The organism is Hydrogenophaga sp. L99, from assembly GCF_058731905.1.
This window is the reverse complement of the sequence record NZ_CM178972.1, coordinates 4,033,598-4,053,948: the sequence shown is the minus strand read 5'-3', so window position 1 is coordinate 4,053,948 and position 20,351 is coordinate 4,033,598. Positions and strand designations below refer to the sequence as shown.

The window sequence follows — 20,351 nt, the reverse complement described above, 5'->3', positions numbered from 1 at the left end:
GGGGGCATCGCGCGCCGGTCAATCAACGGTCGCTGAACAAGGCCTCGGTCACCGCGCCGCTGTAGCGGCTGGCCACTTCGCGCAAGAACTTCGGAAAGTCCACATGCGCGGTGTCGTCGGCACGGTCTGAAATGGTGCGCACCACCGCCAGGGGCACACCGAAGTCGTGACACACCTGCGCAAAGGCCGCGCCCTCCATTTCCACCGCCAGCGCGTCGGGCAGTTCGCGCTGCAGCGCCTGGCTCTCGGCGGTGGTGGCCACAAAGCGGTCGCCGCTGATGAGCAGGCCCTGGTGCAAGCGCGGTGCTTTCAGGCCGAAGGCCGCCACGGCCTCGGCACCCAGTTGCGGCGGCAGCGTGTGCAGCATGCGCTCGCAAGCCAGCTCCAGCGCGTCGGTCAGCGGCGCATCGGCCTCGAAACGCGCTCGGCCATAGCCCGGTACCTCGTGGCGCGGGAACAGCGGCGACGCGTCCATGTCGTGCTGCAAAAAGCTGCGTGCCAGCACCATATCGCCCACCTGCACGTCCGCGCCCAGGCCGCCGGCCACACCGGTGAACACGATGCGTTGCACACCGAAGTGCTGGATCAACAATGTGGCGGTGGTGGCCGCAGCCACCTTGCCGATGCCACTGAGCACCGCGACCACGTCTTGCCCGTGCAGGTGCCCGACCCAGAATTCGCGCCCACCCACCACCTGCTTGTATTCGTCGGGCATCAGCGCGAGCACGCTGGCGAGTTCGTCGTGCAAGGCGGCGACGATAGCGGTACGGGTCATTCGGGTGCTCCTGAAAAGACGGAGGCGGCCGAAGCCGCCCTGTCATGGTGTCGCAGTGGCTGCGTCACTTCTTGTCGCGCAATTCGCGGCGGAGGATCTTGCCCACCGGTGTCTTGGGCAGCTCGGTGCGGAACTCCACCACCTTGGGTTGCTTGTAACCGGTGAGATTGGCTTTGCAGAAATCGCGCACCTGGGTTTCGCTCAGGGCCGGATCCTTTTTCACAATCACCAGCTTCACGGCCTCACCCGACTTGTCGTCGGGCACACCCACCACGGCGCACTCCATCACCCCGGCCAGCTGGGCCACCACGTCTTCCACCTCGTTGGGGTAGACGTTGAAGCCGCTCACCAGCACCATGTCTTTCTTGCGATCCACAATTTTGAAATAGCCGCGCGCGTCCATCACGCCCACGTCGCCGCTCTTGAAGAAACCATCGGGCGTCATGACCTTGGCGGTCTCGTCGGGCCGCTGCCAGTAGCCGGCCATCACCTGTGGTCCTTTGATGGCGATCTCGCCAGGCTGCCCCAGCGGCACTTCCATGCCATCGTCGTCCAGGCATTTCATCCAGGTGTTGGGCAGCGGCACACCAATGGTGCCGCTGTATTCGGTGCTGGTGGTGGGGTTGCAGCTGGCCGACGGGCTGGTCTCTGACAGGCCATAGCCCTCGCAAATCGGGCAACCGGTCTTGTCCAGCCAAAGCTTGGCTACCGCCCCCTGCACGGCCATGCCACCGCCCACCGAAACCTTCAGGTTGCCCCAATTGACGGTGTTGAAGTCGGGGTGGTTGGCGAGGCCGTTGAACAAGGTGTTGACGGCCGGAAAGCTGTGGAAGGTGTGCTTGCTCAGTTCTTTGAGCACGGCGGGCAGGTCGCGCGGGTTGGGAATCAGAATGGTTTTGCCGCCGGTGCGCATGGACAGCATCATGTTCACCGTGAAGGCGAAGATGTGGTACAGCGGCAAGGCGCACACGCTGGTGGGCTGCTCGGTGGCGGGCACCTGCTTCATCACCGGTTCGTTCCAGGCTTCGGACTGCAGCACGTTGGCGATCACGTTGCGGTGCAGCAGCACCGCGCCCTTGCTCACACCGGTGGTACCACCGGTGTACTGCAGCACCGCCACATCGTCGGGCTTGATGTCCGGGCGCTTGAAGGTGCCGCGCGTGCCCCGGGCAATGGCTTCGTTGAAACGCACCGCCTGCGGCAGGCTGAAGGCCGGCACCATTTTCTTGACGTTGCGCACCACGTAGTTCACCACGCCGCCCTTGAGCAGGCCCAGCATGTCGCCCATGGCGGCCAGCACCACGTGCTTGACCGGTGTGTTGGCCACGCATTGCTCCAGCGCGGTGGCAAAGTTCTCCACGATCACGATGGCCTTGGCCCCAGCGTCTTTGAGCTGGTGCTCCAGCTCGCGCGGGGTGTAGAGCGGGTTCACGTTCACCACCACCAGGCCAGCACGCAAGATGCCAGCCACCACCACCGGGTACTGCGGCACGTTGGGCATCATGATGGCCACTCGGTCGCCCTTGACCAGCCCCAGGCCCTGCAAATAGGCGGCAAACGCCTGCGAAAAACTGTCGGTCTGCCCAAACGTGAGCTCTTTGCCCATGAAACTGTAGGCGGGCCGACTGGCGTACTTCTGGAAGCTTTCTTCCATCAGATGCACCAGCGACGGGTACTGGGCCACATCGATGTCGGCGGGCACACCCACGGGGTAGGCGCCCAGCCAGGGACGGTCGGCCGTCGGTTCGGTCATGCGGTATCTCCAGATCTCTTGTGGGTTTTCGACAACTGCGCATTGTCTTTCGCCACGAGGCCGCTGGGCATCGTGTTTTTCCCTTACGAACGACTGACAGGCCAGGTTAACCCATTGGTTGCTCGCGCTGGCGTGCTATGAAAAACAGTACCCGAAGCCTTTCTTGACGCGACGCAAAAAAGGGGCCCAAAGGCCCCCGTCTTGTGAAACAGATCGAATGTGCGTTCAGCTCTTCAAAGCCACCAGCACTTCGTCCAGCATCTTCTTCGCGTCGCCAAACAACATGCGGTTGTTGTCTTTGTAGAACAGCGGGTTGTCCACGCCGGCGTAGCCGCTGGCCATGCTGCGCTTCATCACGATGGAGGTGCGGGCCTTCCAGACTTCCAGCACCGGCATGCCGGCGATCGGGCTGGTCGGGTCGTCTTGCGCGGCCGGGTTCACGATGTCGTTGGCACCGATGACGATGGCCACGTCGGTGTCGGGGAAGTCGTCGTTGAGTTCGTCCATCTCAAACACGATGTCGTAAGGCACCCGGGCTTCGGCGAGCAGTACGTTCATGTGGCCGGGCATGCGGCCTGCCACCGGGTGAATACCAAAACGCACGTTCACGCCCTTTTCACGCAGGTGCTTGGTGATTTCAAACACCGTGTGCTGCGCCTGCGCCACGGCCATGCCGTAGCCGGGGACGATGATCACGTTCTTGGCTTCGCGCAGCATCTCGGCGGTCTCGGCGGCCAGGATGGGGTTCACCTCACCCACCGGCTCGGCTGCGGCACCACCCGCAGGCTTGGGCGCGGCGGCGGTGGTGCCGAATCCGCCGGCGATCACGCTGATGAAGCTGCGGTTCATGGCGTTGCACATGATGTAAGACAGGATGGCGCCACTGGAGCCCACCAGCGCACCGGTGACGATCAGCAGGTCGTTGCTCAGCATGAAGCCGGTGGCCGCGGCGGCCCAGCCCGAATAGCTGTTGAGCATGGACACCACCACCGGCATGTCGGCGCCGCCGATGGCCATCACCATGTGGATACCGAACAGCAGCGCAATGGCGCTCATGACGAACAGCGGGAACATGCCTGCTTCGATCGTCTCGGCCTGCAGGAACATGCGGCCGAAATAGATCACCGCGAGCAGACCGGCCAGGTTCAGCCAATGCCGCCCAGGCAGCAGCAGGGGGCTGCCACCGATGCGGCCCGACAGTTTGCCAAAGGCAGCGACCGAGCCCGAGAAGGTGACCGCACCGATGAAGATGCCAATGTAGATTTCCATCGCGTGGATGGCGTGGGCCGCGCTGTCCAGGTTTTTCGATGCTTCGGGGTCAACATAGGTGGCATAACCCACCAGCACCGCGGCCATGCCGACCATGCTGTGCATGAGCGCCACCAGCTCGGGCATTTGCGTCATTTGCACTTTGCGTGCGGCGGTCAGGCCGATGGCCCCGCCGACCACCATGGCGCCAACGATCCAGGGCACACCGGCCATGGTGACCTGCGGGCCGAACACCGTGGCCAGCACAGCCAGCGCCATGCCGACCATGCCGTAGAGGTTGCCGCGGCGCGCGGTTTCCTGGTTGGACAGGCCGCCCAGGCTGAGGATGAAGAGGATGGTCGCGCCGATGTAGGAGACCGTGGCCAGACTTGCAGACATGAATATCTCTTTTCTTAATCAATCAGGGACAGAGCTGAAGATCTGCCCCCGAAGTCATTACTTTCGGAACATCGCCAGCATGCGCTGGGTGACTGCAAAGCCGCCGAACATGTTGATGGCGGTCAGCACCAGGGCCAGCGCGGACAGGCCGATGATGAGCGTGTTGGGCCGTTCGGCTGAGGTGGCAATCGGCGAGATCTGCACCAGCGCGCCGATGGCGATGATGGAGCTGATGGCGTTGGTCACGCTCATGAGCGGCGTGTGCAGCGCGGGCTTCACGTTCCACACCACCATGTAACCCACAAAACAGGCCAGCACGAACACCGTGAAGTGCGACAGGAACGCGGCCGGGGCATAAGCACCCACCAGTGCAAACAGCACCGCCGTGACGCCGGCGACGATGGCAAGCTTGCCCGCTGGCATGGGGCCAGACGCTTCGCCGTGGCCGTGGCCTTTCTTGGCAGCCACCGCAGCCGCGGGCTTGGGGGCTGGCTTGGGTGCGGCCACGATGGGCGGCGCAGGCCAGGTGATTTCGCCATTTTTGATGACGGTCAAACCGCGGATCGCGTCGTCTTCCATGTTGACGTTGATCACGCCGTCCTTGGTCTTGCACAGCTCTTCCGTCAGGCGGAACAGGTTGGTGCCGTACAGCGTGGACGACTGGCGCGCCATGCGCGAGGCCAGATCGGTGAAGCCGACGATGGTCACACCGTGGCGCACCACCGCCTCGCCGGGCACGGTCAGCTCGCAGTTGCCGCCCTGCTCGGCCGCCATGTCCACGATCACACTGCCCGGCTTCATGCTCTGCACCATGTCGGCGGTGATCAGCTTGGGCGCCGGTTTGCCGGGAATCAGCGCGGTGGTGATGATGATGTCCACCTCGCGCGCCTGTTTAGCGTACATCTCGCGCTGGGCCTGCTGGAAGCCTTCGCTCATGACCTTGGCGTAGCCGCCGCCGCCCGAGCCTTCTTCCTCGTAGTCCACCTTGACGAACTCGCCACCGAGCGAGACCACCTGGTCGGCCACCTCGGCGCGCGTGTCGTTGGCGCGCACGATGGCGCCCAGGCTGGCGGCCGCGCCAATGGCCGCCAGGCCGGCCACGCCGGCGCCAGCGATGAACACCTTGGCCGGCGGCACCTTGCCCGCGGCCGTGATCTGGCCGTTGAAGAAGCGGCCGAAGGCGTTGGCCGCCTCGACCACGGCGCGGTAACCGCTGACGCCGGCCATCGAGGTCAGCGCGTCCATCTTCTGCGCGCGGCTCAGGGTGCGTGGCAGTGCGTCAATCGACAGCGCCGTGACCTGTTTCGCGGCCATTTGCTGCATCAGCTCGGGGTTCTGCGCTGGCCAGAGGAAGCCGATCAGTGTCTGGCCTGCGTGCATCAGCGCCACTTCGTCGGGCGTGGGAGCGCGCACCTTGAAGACGATGTCGCTGCCGCTCCACAGCGCCGCGGCGTTGGGCGCAATGGTTGCACCGGCTTGCACGTAGTCGGCATCGCTGAGCTGGGCCAGCTCGCCCGCACCGCTTTCCACCACCACGGCAAAACCCAGCTTGACCAGCTTGGCCACGGCCTCGGGCACGGTGGCCACGCGTTTTTCACCGGGGAAAATTTCACGCGGTACGCCGATGCGCTGCGGTGTGGGTGCGGCCGCGCTGGCTGCGGCTGTTTCGGTCGATGCGCCAGAAGTCATAAGGAAGGTCCTTGATGCAGGGATATCAGAAGGGGGTCGGGAAAAACGGGGTAGGCGTTAGCCCAGCGCGACAAGGCCAGGCTGAAGGGCATGCGCAGCCGGCTCGCCGGCCCAAGCGATTTCAGTCAGCGGCCAAACCGGCGTGAGCCCGTACTGGCGCGGTACGGCCATGGGATCGGGGTAGCCTGGCTGCCTGGGGTGCGACGGCCGTGGGGGCCTCGCCCTTCAGGGTCTCGGCGGGTACGCCAATCAACATAAATGTCTCCTCACTCGCGCGGTTGAAATGTATTTTGGCGCAGCTTAACTGAAAGCTGTTCGAAGCCGCTCAGGGTTCTTCCCCGCCGCGGCTTGAAATCTTCGGCGCCAGCGCATGAAATCTCATTTTGAAACAATGCTCTTCTGTTTATAAGTCATTACTGATATTTTGCAAAGATCAAGCGTGACAGGGCTTCAGCACGGCGTGGGTAGGCCGGTCGATAATCCGCCCATGAACAACCGTTGGAAACCCAGCGCCACCGTGGCCGCCATCATTGAACGCGACGGCCGCTACCTGTTGGTGGAAGAACACACCCCCGAGGGGCTTCGGCTGAACAACCCGGCCGGCCACCTGGACCCCGGCGAAAGCCCCGCCCAGGGCGTGGCACGCGAAGCCCTGGAAGAAACTGCGCACCGGTTCACGCCCACCGCCCTGGTGGGCGTGTACCTGTCGCGTTTCCAGCGCGAAGCCACCGGCGAAGACATCACCTACCTGCGCTTCGCCTTTTGCGGCGAACTGGGTGCCTTTGAGCCGGAGCGGCCCCTGGACCACGGCATCGTGCGCACCCTCTGGATGACGCCCGACGAACTGCGCGCCAGCGCCGCGCGCCACCGCAGCCCCCTGGTGTTGCAGTGCATGGAAGACCACCTGGCTGGCCGGCGCTACCCGCTGGATGTGGTGACCACCGACGCCTCGGTGCTGAACGGCTTGCGCTGAAGAAGCCCAGTCAATCGCTGCCCGAGACCCGGCCCCGCAACTGCTTCACCTGCGAACGCGTGGCCTTGCCGGCCAGGCGGCGCTGCTTCGAGCCAAAGGTGGGTTTGGTGGCCTTGCGCGCCTTGGGCACCGTGGCCACGCTGTCAACGAGCGCCTGCAGCCGCTCCAGCGCGTCGGCCTTGTTGTGCTCCAGGCTGCGGCTGGTCTGGGCCTTGATCACCACCACGCCTTCGGTGGTGATGCGCTGGTCGCTCAGCGCCAACAAACGCTCCTGGACGGCGACCGGCAACGGCGAGCCGTGGATGGCAAAGCGCAGATGCACCGCGTTGGACACCTTGTTCACGTTTTGACCACCCGCGCCTTGCGCGCGGATCGCGGTGAATTCCACGTCGGCAAAAGTCAGGAGGCAATTGAGCGGGGTCATGGGGAATACCTGTGGGGGACGGTACAAGGGTAGCGCAGGGGGCACCGGCGGTGATGAGGCAAGCACCGCCAACCAAGGCTGTAGCCGCACGCCACCGCCGAAGCAGGGTTTACCCCTTTGAGCAACAAGGTTTCTTTACCTAGTATGAACCCTACCCAGCAGGGTATTTTTCACACACAACCTCAGGAGCGTGCCATGCACACCACCACACCAACCCGCCGCCGTCAGTTCCTGCAAGCCACCGCCTTGGGCGCCGCGGCGCTGGCCACTGGTTGCGCTGCCGTGTCCACTGCAGCCAAGCCCCGCGTGGTGGTGGTCGGCGGCGGCTGGGGTGGTCTGGGTGCGGTGCGCGGGCTGCAGGCCAGCGGCGCCGCTGACGTGACGCTGATCGAACCCAACGAGGCCTTCATGTCATGCCCCTTGAGCGCACACTTCATTGCGGGCCACCAGCCTGCGAGCGACTTCCAGCGCAGCTATGCGCGGGTGGACCAGCTGGGCGCGCGCCGCGTGCGCGAGCGGGTGCTGGAGATCGACCGCACCCAGCGCGTGGTGGTCACAGGCACACAACGCGTGCCGTACGACTTTTTGGTGCTGTCGCTGGGCGTGGACTACATGGAAGAAAGCATCCAGGGCTACGCCGCAGCCCGCGCCCAGCTGCCGGTGGGCTTCCGGGCGTTTGAGCAGATGGCGGTGCGCCAGCAGGTCGACGAATTCCTTGAAAAGGGCGGCAATTTCGTCATCAGCGCACCCAAGCCACCCTACCGCTGCCCGCCTGCACCGTACGAGCGCGCGTTTCTGATTGCCGAGCAGATGAAGCAGCGCGGCACCAAAGGCAAGATCATTCTGCTGGATGCCAACCCGGCCCCGATGCCGGCACCGATTGCCAAGCCCATCCTGAATGGGATGAAAAGCCTGTATGCCAGCCAGATCGAGTACCTGCCCGACACCGACATCCGCGCGGTGGACATGGGCAAGCGCCAGCTCGCCACCACGGCGGGCGACATCCCTTTCGCGCACGCCAACCTGATCCTGCCGATGCGGGCGCCGGCGCTGATCCGCCAGGCCGGCCTGGGCGAGCGCTGGGCCGCGATCAAGCTGCCCAGCTTTCAGAGCCAGGCCGACGAACGGGTCTACGTGATCGGCGACGCGCAGGGCTCCCCCCTGCCCAAGAGCGGTCATGTGGCTTTTGGCAGCGGCCAGCAGGTGGCCGAAGCCATTGCCGAGCGCATCGCTGGCAAGACACCCGCCGCCGCCAACGGCCCCACCGAGCTGCCGCTGGGCATCTGCTGGGCCAACGTGACGCACAAAGAAGCGATCAACATCAACGTGTCGTCCACCGTGGCGCCGGGCGAAGCGCCCAAACTCAAGTTCAGCGTGGACCCGGAACACAACGCCCGCTCGGGCGCGGCAGCGGTGGCCTGGGGCAACGGCATGTGGAAAGCCATGCTGGGCTGATCGCCCCGCGCACTGACCCCGGCCTGCGCGGCGCTCTGGCAGCGCCGCGGGGATAATCCCCTTCATGGCAAACAAACAGCGTGTGGTGGTCGGTTTAAGCGGCGGTGTGGACTCTGCGGTGAGCGCGTACCTGCTCAAACAGCAGGGCTACGAGGTCATCGGCATCTTCATGAAAAACTGGGAAGACGACGACAACAGCGAGTTTTGCTCGTCCAACATCGACTTCGTGGACGCGGCCAGCGTGGCCGACGTGCTGGGCATTGAAATTGAGCACGTCAACTTCGCCGCCGAATACAAAGACCGCGTGTTCGCCGAGTTCTTGCGCGAATACTCGGCCGGGCGCACGCCCAACCCCGACATCCTGTGCAACGCCGAGATCAAGTTCAAGGCCTTTCTGGACCACGCCATGCGCCTGGGCGCCGAGAAGATTGCCACCGGACACTACGCCCGCGTGCGCGAACGCAACGGCGCGTTTGAACTGCTCAAGGGCCTGGACCCGCTGAAAGACCAGAGCTATTTTTTGCACCGCCTGAACCAGGCGCAGCTGAGCAAAACGCTGTTCCCGGTGGGCGAACTGCCCAAAACCGAGGTGCGCCGCATCGCGACTGAAATTGGGCTGCCCAACGCCAAAAAGAAAGACAGCACCGGCATCTGCTTCATCGGCGAGCGGCCGTTTCGCGACTTTCTGAACCGCTACATCGCCAAAGAGCCCGGCCCCATCAAGGACGAAAAAGGCCGGGTGCTGGGCCAGCATGTGGGCCTGAGCTTCTACACCCTGGGCCAGCGCCAGGGCCTGGGCATTGGCGGTGTGCGCGAAAAGGGCGCGCAAAAAGGGGGCAACGAACACGCGCCCTGGTTTGTGGCGCGCAAAGACATGGAAAAAAACACCCTGTGGGTGGTGCAAGGCCACGACCACCCGTGGCTGCTGTCCCCCGCGCTGCGTGCGCAAGACGCGAGCTGGGTGGCGGGCCACCCACCCGCAGCGGGTGCGCTGGCTGCCAAAACCCGCTACCGCCAGGCCGACGCGCCGTGTCAGTTTGAAGCCCAAGGCGAGACCGGCTTTGCGCTGCGCTTCACCGAACCCCAATGGGCCGTGACGCCCGGCCAAAGCGCCGTGGTGTACGACGGCGACATTTGCCTGGGTGGCGGCGTGATCACCACCGACGCGGCCACCGCCGTCTGAGCCAAGGCAGGCGGCGGCCTGCCGCTCAGTGCGGCGCGTGCAGCTTGGCGTGGATCTTCTTGGTGGTGCGCCACACGCCCCACAGCACCAGCGGGATCATGCCGCCGGCCAGCATTTCGGGGTTGAGCGGCAGGCCCGCTGCCTTGCCCGCCTTGCCCAGGTACAACACCAGACTCACCACGTAGTACGAGATGGCCGCGATCGACAAGCCTTCCACCGTGCTCTGCAAGCGCAGCTGCAGCTCTTGCCCTTTGGTGAGCTTTTCCAGCAGCTGCTGGTTTTGCGCTTCGGTGACGATGTCCACCCGCGTGCGCAGCAAGGCGCTGGTGCGCGACACGCGTTCGGACAACGAGGCCAGGCGCTGCCCCGTGGCTGCCACGGTGGCCATGGCCGGCGAGAGCCGCCGCTGCATGAATTCACCCAGGGTCTGCGTGCCCGGAATCGGTTTTTCGCGCAGTTCGCTGATGCGCTGGGTGACCAGCGCGTCGTAAGCCCGCGTGGCCGCAAAGCGGTAGTTGTTTTCGGCCGTGGCGCGTTCCACCTTCGCGGCCAGTGATACCAGCTGGTCCAGCAGCGCCTGCTCAGAGGTTGACTTGTTTTCCAGCTGCGCTGTGATGGTGGCCAACTGGGCTTCCGCGTCGGCCAGCATGGGCGACAGCGCCTTGGCCACTGGCAAGCCCCGCAGTGCCATGAGGCGGTAGGTTTCCAGTTCCAGCAGGCGCTGCGAAATGCGGCCGGCGCGGGTCTCTGTGGTGCCCGGCGGCGCCAGCACCAGCATGCGCTCAAAGCCCGTGGGGCGCAGGGCAAAGTCGGTCAGCGCCCACGAATGCCCGCCCCCCAGCTGCGAGGCCACCACCGCGCGGTCGCCAAACCACTGTTGCGCCGGGCCCATGAGCGCGGCCTGCGCCGCAGGCGTTTGCTCGGGCAGGTCGGCGTGCAGCATCACCAGCTTGATGGCCGCCACCGTGCGCCCAGGAATGTCGCGCAGCCAGCCGGGCGGCGTCACCAGCGCGTCCAGCAGCGCCGGGTCGGTGCTGCCCAGCCCAGCATCCTCGGGCAATTCCTGGACGATGGAATAGCGGGTGAACTCGGTGTGGCGTTCCCACTTGAGCGTGTGCTCTTCAAAGCGCAACCGCAGAAAATTGCCCTGCAAACGCTCCTGCGGCAGCTGCGCCAGGCCCGGTAGGCGGCGCAGGTGATCGCCCTCTTGCTCGCGCGTCACGCCGTCGTTGAGCACGGCCACAAACACAATCAGGGCCGGCAGCCGGATGCGGGCCGACGGGCGCGCGTGTACCTCGTTGTGCAGCAGCTCGCGCTGGGGGTCGTTGTCGGGCAGCAGGCCGGGTTCGAGGGTGGAAGATGTGTCCATGGGCAGCATTGTGCCGACAGTTCGTTGCCCGCCCACCCCGGACCCGGCAACCGATTTTCATCTTGCCCAGTCCGCTGATGGGGGATGGCACAAACACACACGGGGTGCGACCGCCCAAAAAAATGCCCGGCAGCGCCTGACAGCGCTCCGGGCCGCTGCGGCTTGGATGCTCAGTCGCCCTGGTCGGCCGCGTTGCGAATGGTGTCGCGACCGTTGCGGTCCTTCACACGGCCCAGGTCGGCGTCCAGCGCCCGAATCAGCTTGTCCACCGCGTCCATGAAGGCGGAGGCCATTTTGTCGCCATCGGCCGTGACGCTGACCGGCTGGCGGCTGGCCACACGGGCTTCAAGGCGGCAGCGTTTGTCCTTCACGCCCGACTTGCTGCCATCCAGATCGGTAAGAAACACCTCCAGGCGGGTGATGTGGTCGCGGAACCGGCTCAGGCGGCTGAGGGCTTCGTCATTGACCCATTGGGCCAGGGACTCGCCACCGTGGATGTGATCGTCGGTATTGACTTGAACTTGCATGCTCTGCCTTTCTGGGGGTGTCCGGCGCCAGCGCCGGGGAGAGAGGGTGCATGGACGAAACCACGCACCGGATACCTATGGATCAGCTCCACCCCTGGAGGTTCCTTGCGCAGCCCATGGGCGGGGTCAGGCATCGCTGGCAAAAAGCACACCGGGGTTTCAACCGCGTCTTCGAGCGGTTGAAATCTGGGAGCCGGTCGGGCTTATCGGATTTAAAAAGGTAGCTGTCAGAACGGAATGTCGTCGTCCATGTCGTCAAAACCGCTGGACTGGCGGGCCGGTGCGGGCGCTGGCGCTGGCGGACGGGGTGCGGGCGCGGCCTGGCGTGGCGCAGCGGCCGGGCGCGAATAACCGCCACCGCCGCCTTCTTCACCGGCACCGCCCATGCCTTCGCGGCCGCCGAGCAACTGCAATTCGGTGGCAATGATGTCCACCGTATTTTTTTCCACGCCGGTGGCTTTGTCCACATAGGTGCCGTATTTCAAGCGGCCTTCCACGTAAATCGGACGGCCTTTTTTCACGTATTCGCCAGCGATTTCGGCCAGGCGGTCATAGAACGTGACGCGGTGCCACTGGGTGTCTTCAATGGTCTCGCCGCTGTTTTTGTCTTTGCGGCGGCTGGAAGTGGCCACGCTGACATTGGCCACGGCCTGACCCGAGGGCAGGTAGCGGATTTCGGGATCGCGGCCGCAGTTGCCGACGAGGATGACTTTGTTGACGGATGCCATGGTGTGTTGCCCTGAAGAAAAATGCGGGCGGCGCAGGAAACCCGGGCCGCGATTGGGTCAGACATTGTGCCGCAAGTACCGCCGCCGCCCAATACGCCACCCGCCGACTGCCACCACCCGGCGGGCAGCGCCTACACTTCGCATCCATGAAAGGCGAACCGGACTTCCTGCACAACCTGCGCACCGAAATGGGCGACGGGCGGCAGTGGATGGACCGGGTCGTCGTGATGGCCTACGCGGTGCTGGCCGGCTTGGCGGTGGTGGGCTTCACCTTGCTGGCAGACGCGGCGTTTGGTCTGTACCAGAGCCTGCGAAGCGCCGCCTGGTGGGCGCCGCTGCTCTGGACACCGCTGCTGACCGCGGCCGTGGTCTGGACCATTCGGCGCTGGGCGCCTGGCGCGGCCGGCTCGGGCGTGCCGCAGTTGCTGACCGCACTGGCGCCCGAAACGCCCTTGCACGAGCGCTCGCGCTTCATCTCACTCAGGCTCAGCATCGCCAAAATTTTGGCGGTGTCGGGCGGGTTGCTGGCGGGCTTGTCCATCGGGCGGCAAGGGCCTTCGGTGCAGGTGGCTGCCGGGGTGATGCTGCACGCCCGGCGCTGGCTGTCGCCGCGTTCGGGCATCAGCGACCGCGAACTGTTGGTGGCCGGTGGCGCCGCGGGCATTGCCGCAGCGTTCAACACCCCGCTGGGCGGCATTGTGTTTGCCATCGAAGAGCTGTCGCGCCGGCTGCAAGAGCGCAGCAGCGGCCTGATGCTGGCGGCGATTGTGGTGGCCGGTCTGGTGGCCGTGTCTGCGTTTGGCAACCTGTCGTATTTCGGCCGGGTGCGGGCGGAATCGGTGTCGTGGTGGAGCCTGCTGGCGCCCGGCGCCTTGGTGGCCCTCGGTTGCGGGCTGCTGGGGGGGTTGTTGTCGCGGCTGATGCTGGCCTCGTTCACCGGACTGCCCGACCGCTTTTGTGCCTACCGCCGCAAGCGCCCGGTCACGTTTGCAGCCCTGTGCGGGTTTGCGGTGGCCGTGATTGCGGTGGTGAGCGACGGCGCCGCCGTGGGCGTGGGGCACCAGCACACACACACCTTGCTGGACCAGGCCGCCGCAGGCGCCGCCGCCGAGACCCACCAGCCGCTGCTGTTCACCGGGTTGAAGTTTGTGGCCTCCTGGCTGTCGGCCTGGGCCGGTGTGCCGGGCGGTATTTTTGGCCCCAGCCTGTCCATTGGCGCCGGGCTGGGTGCTGACGTGGCCTGGCTGCTGGACTCGCCGCACGGCGCGGCGCTGATTGCGCTGGGCATGTGCGGCTTTCTGGCGGCGGTCACGCAAACGCCCATCACCGCCATGATCATCGTGATGGAAATGACCGACGGTCACAGCATGGTGCTGAGCCTGATGGCCTGCGCGTTGCTCGCCAGCCTGCTGTCGCGCATGATCAGCCGGCCGCTGTACAGCACGATGTCGACCCTCATGATGCGCTCGCTGCAAGGGCATAAAACCCCGCAAGCGCCCGCCTACGCACCCGAAAACTCAGGCGGGCGCTGACCTGCTGGGCTTGGGCGCCGGCACCCGCATGGGCCAGGCCAGCACCAGCCACACCAGCATGGCCGCGCCACACACCGCAAACAGGCCGGTGGCACCGTGCACGCTGGCCAGCCAGCCGCCCACCGCGCCGCCCACAAAGAAACCCACCGACTGCAGCGTGTTGTAAACGCCCAGCGCGGCACCGCGTGCGTGTGCTGGCGCCAGGCGCGAGGCCAGGCTGGGCTGGCTGGCTTCCAGGGTGTTGAAGCCGATGAAAAACACGAACATCAGCAAGCCCAGCGTCCACAGACCCGGTGCAGCTCCGCCGCCGCCCGAGGCCACCCACCACAGACCCAGCTGCACCAGCGCAATCAGGCCAATGGCCGTCAGAAACACGCCGCGCAGCTTGCCGCGCCGCTCCATGGGAAACAGCACACCGCCCATGACCACCAGCGAAGCCACCACAGCGGGTAAATACACCTGCCAGTGATTCACCTTGGCCAGCCCGGCCTGCACCAGCAGCGCGGGCACCGCCATCCACATGGCGAGCTGCACGGCATGCAGCACAAAAACGCCCAGGTTCAGGCGCAGCAAACCGGGGTGGCGCAGCGCTTCGCCCAGACCACTGCGCACCTGGCGCATGTCGGACGGCTTGTGCACCACCGGCTCGGGCGGTGCCACCCAGATCACCACCGCGATGCCGACCAGCGCCAGCGCACCTGTGAGCGTGAAAATACCGGCCAAACCAATGCCGGCGGCCAGCAGCGGCGCCAACACCAGCGAGAGCGCAAACATGAGCGCAATGCTGGCACCCACCATGGCCATGGCCTTGGTGCGCACACCGTCGCGCGTCACGTCGGCCAAAAACGCGGTGACCGCAGCAGAAATGGCGCCGGCGCCCTGCACGGCTCGCCCAATGGTCAGCCAGGTGAGATCGGGCGCCCAGGCCGCAATACCGCTGCCCAGGGCAAACAGCAGCAGGCCGGCCACGATGGTGGGCTTGCGCCCGAAGCGGTCAGACGCCAAGCCAAACGGAATCTGCAAAAACGCCTGCGTGAGACCGTACATGCCCATGGCCAGGCCCACACGGGCGGCGTCGTCGCCACCGGGCAGGCGCGAAGCTTCCAGCGCAAACACCGGCAACACCAGAAACAGCCCCAGCATGCGCAACGCAAAAATGGCCGCCAGCGAGGCGCTGGCGCGCCGCTCGGCCCCCGTCATGCGGGTGGCTGCGTCATCGGCCGGAGCGGGAGAATCGGGGGAATGAGCGGCGGGCGAAAGCGACACGGTGTGAAGGCCGGCGACCCGCAGGCAATGCCTGGGCCATACCGGGGGGTGTTTGGCAAAGACCAATATTGTGCGCCAAGGCGGCGCAGCTGGCGCTCCGCCCGGTGTCTACAGGCGCCCCGGCAGGCCAAGGGCCAACCATCTCCGCTGGACACCGCGGTGGCCACGCACGGCCGGTGCCCAGAAGCCGTACACTGCGGCCATGCATTCCCAGCCAAACACCTGTATTGGCTTCCTGACGACCCTGGCTGAGGCCCGGGCACACCACGTCAGGAAGGGCGCAGCCATGCGCCCGCACGGCTTGCATAAGCCGGCCGCACATTCCTAAGCCCGGCGATACACCTCCTTCCCTTTTGCGCACAACCGCTATCGCCGGGCACCTGCCCAGCGCTGTTGCGGCCGTTCCTTTTTGATGGTGGAGCGGCCGCGTTTGATGGAGTGCTTTATGCCTGCAGTCAAAGGTGGGGGGCGCACGCTCACCCAATTGGATTTCACCCGGCTGTGCAAGCTCAACGGCGGTCTGCTGCCCGATGCGCTGGACGACCACCTGCCGGTCGCAGACCTGGTCAACGCGCGCGAGGTGCCCGGTGATGTGATCACCATGTACTCGCAAGTGGAAATTTGCATGCGGGGAACCGGTCTGCGCCGCCAGCTCACACCGGTGTACCCGGCCGACGCCGAACCGGTGTCGGGTTTTGTTTCGGTGCTCTCGCCGGTGGGCGCGGGCCTGCTGGGCCTGCGCGTGGGCGACACCGCGTCCTGGTGCACGCCCAACGGTGACGTCTGCGAGGCCGACATCGTCAGCATCCTGTTTCAGCCGGAGGCCAGTGGTGACTTCACAACCTGAACACCCCTCGCCCATGGCGCTGGCGGGTGACACGACCACCGAGCCGGCGGCGCTGGGCTTGATCGTCGCCATCACAGACTTGTCCGTGGAATCCGAACGGGCGCTGTCGCGGGCGGCGCTGCTGGCCGCCCAGCACCGCGCACCGCTGCGCCTGGTGTACTTTGCGGGTGGCGGCAAAAGCCATTACCCCGATCCCCAGGCCCGCCTGGTGCAGCGCTGCCGGGCCTTGGGCCGCCAGCACAACATCGTGATTGAACCCGCCGACAACGCAGACGCCACGCTGAAAAGCGTGAAGGCGGCGGCCGTGGGTGCGGACCTGCTGGTGATGCACCACAGCCTGTGCGGCAAGCTGGACGGGTTGGTCAAGCGTTCGGTCATCGATCAACTGCTGCGTGCGAGCCGCTGCCCGGTGCTGGTGGTCAAGGGGCCCGCCACCGAACCTTACCGCCACACCCTGGTGGCGCTCGACCTGAAAGCGGGATCAGAACACCTGCTGACCTGGGGGCTGCTGGGAGGGCAAAGCACCAGAATGTCCGTCTTTCACGCCCTGGACAACCAGGTGATGCGCCCCAGCGCAGCCACGGACCGCGCACAACCGGCGCTGTCGTTGGACGAGCGACGTGCCGCCGAACGCCAGCTCGCGCAGGTCTATCTGCGCGAGGTGATCGACCAACACGTGCCCCCCGGACAGGCCGCCGACATTTTTGTGGCCTATGGAGAGCCGGCCCGCGAGCTGGTGTCCCTTCAAAGCGCGCGGGGGATCAACCTGACGGTCATCGGCAAGCGAGACGCCTCGCTCATGCGGGACGTCCTGCAACGCTCCAAGGGCCAGCGGGTTTTGAACCAGTCGGCGGGTGACGTGTTGGTCTCGACGCTGCACCACGCCGCCACCACGGGCTGAAAGCAGCCCACAAGCCGCCTGCGGCGCCCACAGGCGCGGCCCAAACGCGGCGCTGGCGGCGGGAAAGGCTCGTGCGGCACAGCGCGAAGGCCCGCGAGCCCTGTGAAAAAGCGCTTGGCGCCTTATCATGTCGGGTTGCCTTTTTGACGCCAGAACCCGCGCTGGTGCACCGCTTTGAACCAGATTCTGCCCCCCTCGCTCTTGGATATGCCGTCAGCGGCACCGCCGGTGCCGTCGCCCGCCCACACAGCGGCCATGCGCTCGGCCGCGCTGCTGTCGGTGCGCGGTGCGCGCACGCACAACCTGAAAAACATCGACCTCGACATCCCCAAGTACGCACTGGTGGTGATCACCGGGCTCTCCGGGTCGGGCAAGTCCAGCCTGGCGTTTGACACGCTGTACGCCGAGGGCCAGCGCCGCTATGTGGAAAGCCTGAGCGCTTACGCTCGGCAGTTTTTGCAGCTGATGGACAAGCCCGACGTGGACCTGATCGAAGGCCTGTCGCCGGCCATTGCCATCGAGCAGAAGGCCACCAGCCACAACCCGCGCTCCACCGTGGGCACGGTGACCGAGATCCACGACTACCTGCGCCTGCTGTACGCCCGCGCCGGCACGCCCTACTGCCCGGAGCACGACCTGCCGCTGGCGGCGCAAAGCGTGGCTCAAATGGTGGACACGGTGCTGGCCCTGCCCGAAGGCACACGGCTGATGATTCTGGCGCCGGTGGCACGCGAGAAAAAAGGTGAATTCACCGAACTCTTTGCCGACATGCAGGCCCAGGGCTACGTGCGTTTTCGGCTCAACGGTGCTGTGGTGGAGGCCGAGGCCCTGCCCGCGCTGAAGAAGACCGAGAAGCACAACATCGACGTGGTGATCGACCGCATCAAGGTGCGCTCGGCAGAAGAAGAAACCACCAACCCACAACGCCAGCGCCTGGCCGAAAGCTTTGAAGCGGCGCTGCGCCTGGCCGACGGCAAGGCCATTGCGCTGGAAATGGACGGCGGCGCGGAGCACGGTTTTTCGGCCAAGTTCGCCTGCCCGGTGTGCAGCTACACCGTGGGCGAGCTGGAGCCGCGCCTGTTTTCCTTCAACTCGCCCATGGGCGCCTGCCCCACCTGCGACGGCCTGGGCCACACCGAGGTGTTTGACCCGACCCGCGTGGTGGCCTTCCCCACGCTGAGCCTGGCCAGTGGCGCCATCAAGGGCTGGGACCGGCGCAACGGCTACTACTTCGCCATGATCGAGAGCCTGGCGGCGCACTACGGCTTTGACGCCGAGGCGGCCTGGGACAGCCTGCCCGAAGCGGTACAGCAGGTGCTGTTGTATGGCTCTGGACTGGACGAGATCAAGTTCAGCTATGCACTGGAATCGGGCGAACGCGCGGGCAAAAAGATCAGCAAAAAGCACCCGTTCGAAGGCATCATCCGCAACTTTGAACGGCGCTACCGTGAAACCGACAGCCCCGCCGTGCGCGAAGAACTGTCGCGCTACCGCGCCACCCAGCCCTGCCCCGACTGCGGCGGCTCGCGCCTGCGCAAAGAAGCGCGCCACGTGTTCGTGGGCGAAGGCGAGCTCAAGCAGCCCATCTACAAAATCAGCCACATCACGCTGGGCGAGTCGCTGGCGTACTTTCAAAAGCTGCACCTGCCTGGCGCCAAGGGCGACATTGCGGCGCGGGTGATCAACGAGATTCGCCAGCGGCTGAAGTTTTTGAACGACGTGGGCCTGAACTACCTGAGCCTGGACCGCAGCGCCGACACGCTGAGCGGCGGTGAGGCCCAGCGCATCCGCCTGGCGAGCCAGATCGGCAGCGGCCTGACCGGGGTGATGTATGTGCTGGACGAGCCCAGCATTGGCCTGCACCAGCGCGACAACGACCGCCTGATTGCCACCCTGCAACACCTGCGAGACCTGGGCAACACGGTGCTGGTGGTGGAACACGACGAAGACATGATGCACGCCGCCGACCATGTGATCGACATGGGGCCGGGCGCGGGCGTGCACGGTGGGCGCGTGATGGCGCAAGGCACCTGCGCTGAAGTGATGGCCACGCCGGGCTCGCTCACCGGCCAGTACCTCAGCGGCGCGCGCGCCATTGCCGTGCCCGCCCAGCGCACGCCCTGGCTGCCGGTGGTGAAAACCAAAGTGGCAGCGCCGATCAAGTCACGCTTTCCCATGAGCCCCGCAGCCGAACGCCGCAGCGCGCGCGAGGCCGCACACATCGCTTCCCTGGGCGACCTGCAAGAAATTCGCGTGATCAACGCCACCGGTCACAACCTCAAGGGCGTGAGTGTGGCGTTCCCCGTGGGCCTGCTCACCTGCGTCACCGGCGTGTCCGGTTCGGGCAAGTCCACGCTGGTGAACGACACGCTATTTGCGGCCGTCTCGCGCACGCTGTACCGCTCGCACGAAGAGCCTGCCGCACACGAAGCCATAGAAGGCATTGAGCATTTCGACAAGGTCATCAACGTCGACCAAAGCCCCATTGGCCGCACGCCGCGCAGCAACCCCGCCACCTACACGGGCCTGTTCACCGGCATCCGCGAGCTCATGGCCGAGGTGCCCACCGCCCGCGAACGCGGCTACGGCCCGGGCCGCTTCAGCTTCAACGTGGCCGGGGGCCGATGCGAAGCCTGCCAGGGCGACGGTGTGGTGAAAGTGGAAATGCACTTTTTGCCCGACGTGTATGTGCCCTGCGAGGTCTGCCACGGCAAGCGCTACAACCGCGAAACGCTGGACGTGCAGTACAAGGGCAAAAACATTGCCCAAATTCTGGACATGACGGTGGAGCAGGCCCACGCCTTCTTTGGCGCCGTGCCCACGCTGCACCGCAAGCTGCAAACCCTGATGGACGTGGGCCTGACCTACATCCAGCTCGGCCAGAGCGCGACCACCCTCAGCGGCGGCGAGGCGCAGCGCGTCAAGCTGGCGCTGGAGCTGAGCAAACGCGACACCGGGCGCACGCTCTACATCCTGGACGAGCCCACCACCGGCCTGCACTTTGCCGACATTGAACTGCTGCTGAAAGTGCTGCACCAGCTGCGCGACGCGGGCAACACCATTGTGGTGATCGAACACAACCTGGACGTGATCAAGACCGCCGACTGGCTGATCGACATGGGGCCCGAGGGCGGCTCGGGCGGTGGCATGGTGCTGGCGCAGGGTACACCGGAAAACATTGCCGCGCATGAGGGCAGCTACACCGGGCGGTATCTGGCGCGGTTGCTAAAGGGTTGAGGGCTGTGCGCTCTCGATTTGGATTGGCTTAAATATCGGTCTCCC

General features: G+C 65.6%; 16 protein-coding genes. 7 read left to right on the top strand and 9 right to left on the bottom strand.

Going from position 1 to position 20,351, the window contains the following annotated elements; translation table 11 throughout:
* Positions 1-22: 22 nt before the first annotated feature.
* From AC4QBL_RS19375 to AC4QBL_RS19360, 4 genes are all read right to left on the bottom strand, one after another.
* The gene (locus AC4QBL_RS19375) at positions 23-775 is read right to left on the bottom strand and encodes a 5'-methylthioadenosine/adenosylhomocysteine nucleosidase (protein WP_472907200.1); all 753 of its coding nucleotides are present in this window, start codon (positions 773-775) and stop codon (positions 23-25) included.
* A 64-nt stretch (positions 776-839) separates the two neighbouring features.
* Complete coding sequence (locus tag AC4QBL_RS19370) at positions 840-2,528, bottom strand: long-chain-fatty-acid--CoA ligase (RefSeq protein WP_472907199.1); 1,689 nt, start codon at positions 2,526-2,528, stop codon at positions 840-842.
* Positions 2,529-2,753: 225 nt separating this feature from the next.
* Complete coding sequence (gene pntB / locus AC4QBL_RS19365; RefSeq protein WP_472900578.1) at positions 2,754-4,175, bottom strand: Re/Si-specific NAD(P)(+) transhydrogenase subunit beta; 1,422 nt, start codon at positions 4,173-4,175, stop codon at positions 2,754-2,756.
* 57 nt (positions 4,176-4,232) lie between these two features.
* Positions 4,233-5,864: a Re/Si-specific NAD(P)(+) transhydrogenase subunit alpha gene (locus AC4QBL_RS19360; protein ID WP_472907198.1), complete on the bottom strand. Its 1,632-nt coding sequence runs from the start codon at positions 5,862-5,864 to the stop codon at positions 4,233-4,235.
* Between the two features lie 487 nt (positions 5,865-6,351).
* Here AC4QBL_RS19360 and AC4QBL_RS19355 point away from each other — a divergent pair, with 487 nt between their 5' ends.
* Positions 6,352-6,837, top strand: a complete 486-nt coding sequence (locus AC4QBL_RS19355) for an NUDIX hydrolase (RefSeq protein ID WP_472907197.1) — start codon at positions 6,352-6,354, stop codon at positions 6,835-6,837.
* 10 nt (positions 6,838-6,847) lie between these two features.
* Here the strand turns inward: AC4QBL_RS19355 and arfB are convergent, their stop codons facing one another.
* The gene (arfB, locus tag AC4QBL_RS19350) at positions 6,848-7,261 is read right to left on the bottom strand and encodes an alternative ribosome rescue aminoacyl-tRNA hydrolase ArfB (protein ID WP_472900581.1); all 414 of its coding nucleotides are present in this window, start codon (positions 7,259-7,261) and stop codon (positions 6,848-6,850) included.
* A gap of 195 nt (positions 7,262-7,456) precedes the next feature.
* On the opposite strand from arfB, the gene AC4QBL_RS19345 reads away from it, so the two are divergent.
* Together AC4QBL_RS19345 and mnmA are read left to right on the top strand one after the other, a co-directional pair.
* On the top strand, positions 7,457-8,716 hold the full coding sequence (locus AC4QBL_RS19345) for an FAD-dependent oxidoreductase (RefSeq protein WP_472907196.1): 1,260 nt from the start codon (positions 7,457-7,459) through the stop codon (positions 8,714-8,716).
* A gap of 64 nt (positions 8,717-8,780) precedes the next feature.
* The gene (gene mnmA, locus AC4QBL_RS19340; protein ID WP_472907195.1) at positions 8,781-9,899 is read left to right on the top strand and encodes a tRNA 2-thiouridine(34) synthase MnmA; all 1,119 of its coding nucleotides are present in this window, start codon (positions 8,781-8,783) and stop codon (positions 9,897-9,899) included.
* A gap of 25 nt (positions 9,900-9,924) precedes the next feature.
* Here the strand turns inward: mnmA and AC4QBL_RS19335 are convergent, their stop codons facing one another.
* The 3 genes from AC4QBL_RS19335 to ssb form a co-directional block, all read right to left on the bottom strand.
* Positions 9,925-11,268: a DUF3422 family protein gene (locus tag AC4QBL_RS19335; RefSeq protein WP_472907194.1), complete on the bottom strand. Its 1,344-nt coding sequence runs from the start codon at positions 11,266-11,268 to the stop codon at positions 9,925-9,927.
* Between the two features lie 170 nt (positions 11,269-11,438).
* Positions 11,439-11,795, bottom strand: coding sequence for an HPF/RaiA family ribosome-associated protein (locus AC4QBL_RS19330; protein ID WP_472907193.1), 357 nt, complete (start codon positions 11,793-11,795; stop codon positions 11,439-11,441).
* A 227-nt stretch (positions 11,796-12,022) separates the two neighbouring features.
* Positions 12,023-12,523, bottom strand: coding sequence for a single-stranded DNA-binding protein (gene ssb / locus AC4QBL_RS19325; protein WP_472907192.1), 501 nt, complete (start codon positions 12,521-12,523; stop codon positions 12,023-12,025).
* Between the two features lie 146 nt (positions 12,524-12,669).
* On the opposite strand from ssb, the gene AC4QBL_RS19320 reads away from it, so the two are divergent.
* On the top strand, positions 12,670-14,055 hold the full coding sequence (locus AC4QBL_RS19320; protein WP_472907191.1) for a chloride channel protein: 1,386 nt from the start codon (positions 12,670-12,672) through the stop codon (positions 14,053-14,055).
* Here the strand turns inward: AC4QBL_RS19320 and AC4QBL_RS19315 are convergent.
* On the bottom strand, positions 14,041-15,255 hold the full coding sequence (locus AC4QBL_RS19315; protein ID WP_472900631.1) for an MFS transporter: 1,215 nt from the start codon (positions 15,253-15,255) through the stop codon (positions 14,041-14,043). The genes AC4QBL_RS19320 and AC4QBL_RS19315 overlap by 15 nt on opposite strands.
* 511 nt (positions 15,256-15,766) lie before the next feature.
* Between AC4QBL_RS19315 and AC4QBL_RS19310 the strand changes: the two genes are divergently transcribed.
* The 3 genes from AC4QBL_RS19310 (at position 15,767) to uvrA (ending at position 20,306) form a co-directional block, all read left to right on the top strand.
* Complete coding sequence (locus AC4QBL_RS19310; protein ID WP_472900588.1) at positions 15,767-16,168, top strand: GreA/GreB family elongation factor; 402 nt, start codon at positions 15,767-15,769, stop codon at positions 16,166-16,168.
* Positions 16,152-17,069: a universal stress protein gene (locus AC4QBL_RS19305; protein ID WP_472907190.1), complete on the top strand. Its 918-nt coding sequence runs from the start codon at positions 16,152-16,154 to the stop codon at positions 17,067-17,069. The genes AC4QBL_RS19310 and AC4QBL_RS19305 overlap by 17 nt, the downstream gene beginning before the upstream one ends.
* 255 nt (positions 17,070-17,324) lie before the next feature.
* Complete coding sequence (gene uvrA / locus AC4QBL_RS19300) at positions 17,325-20,306, top strand: excinuclease ABC subunit UvrA (protein ID WP_472907246.1); 2,982 nt, start codon at positions 17,325-17,327, stop codon at positions 20,304-20,306.
* Positions 20,307-20,351: the final 45 nt, after the last annotated feature.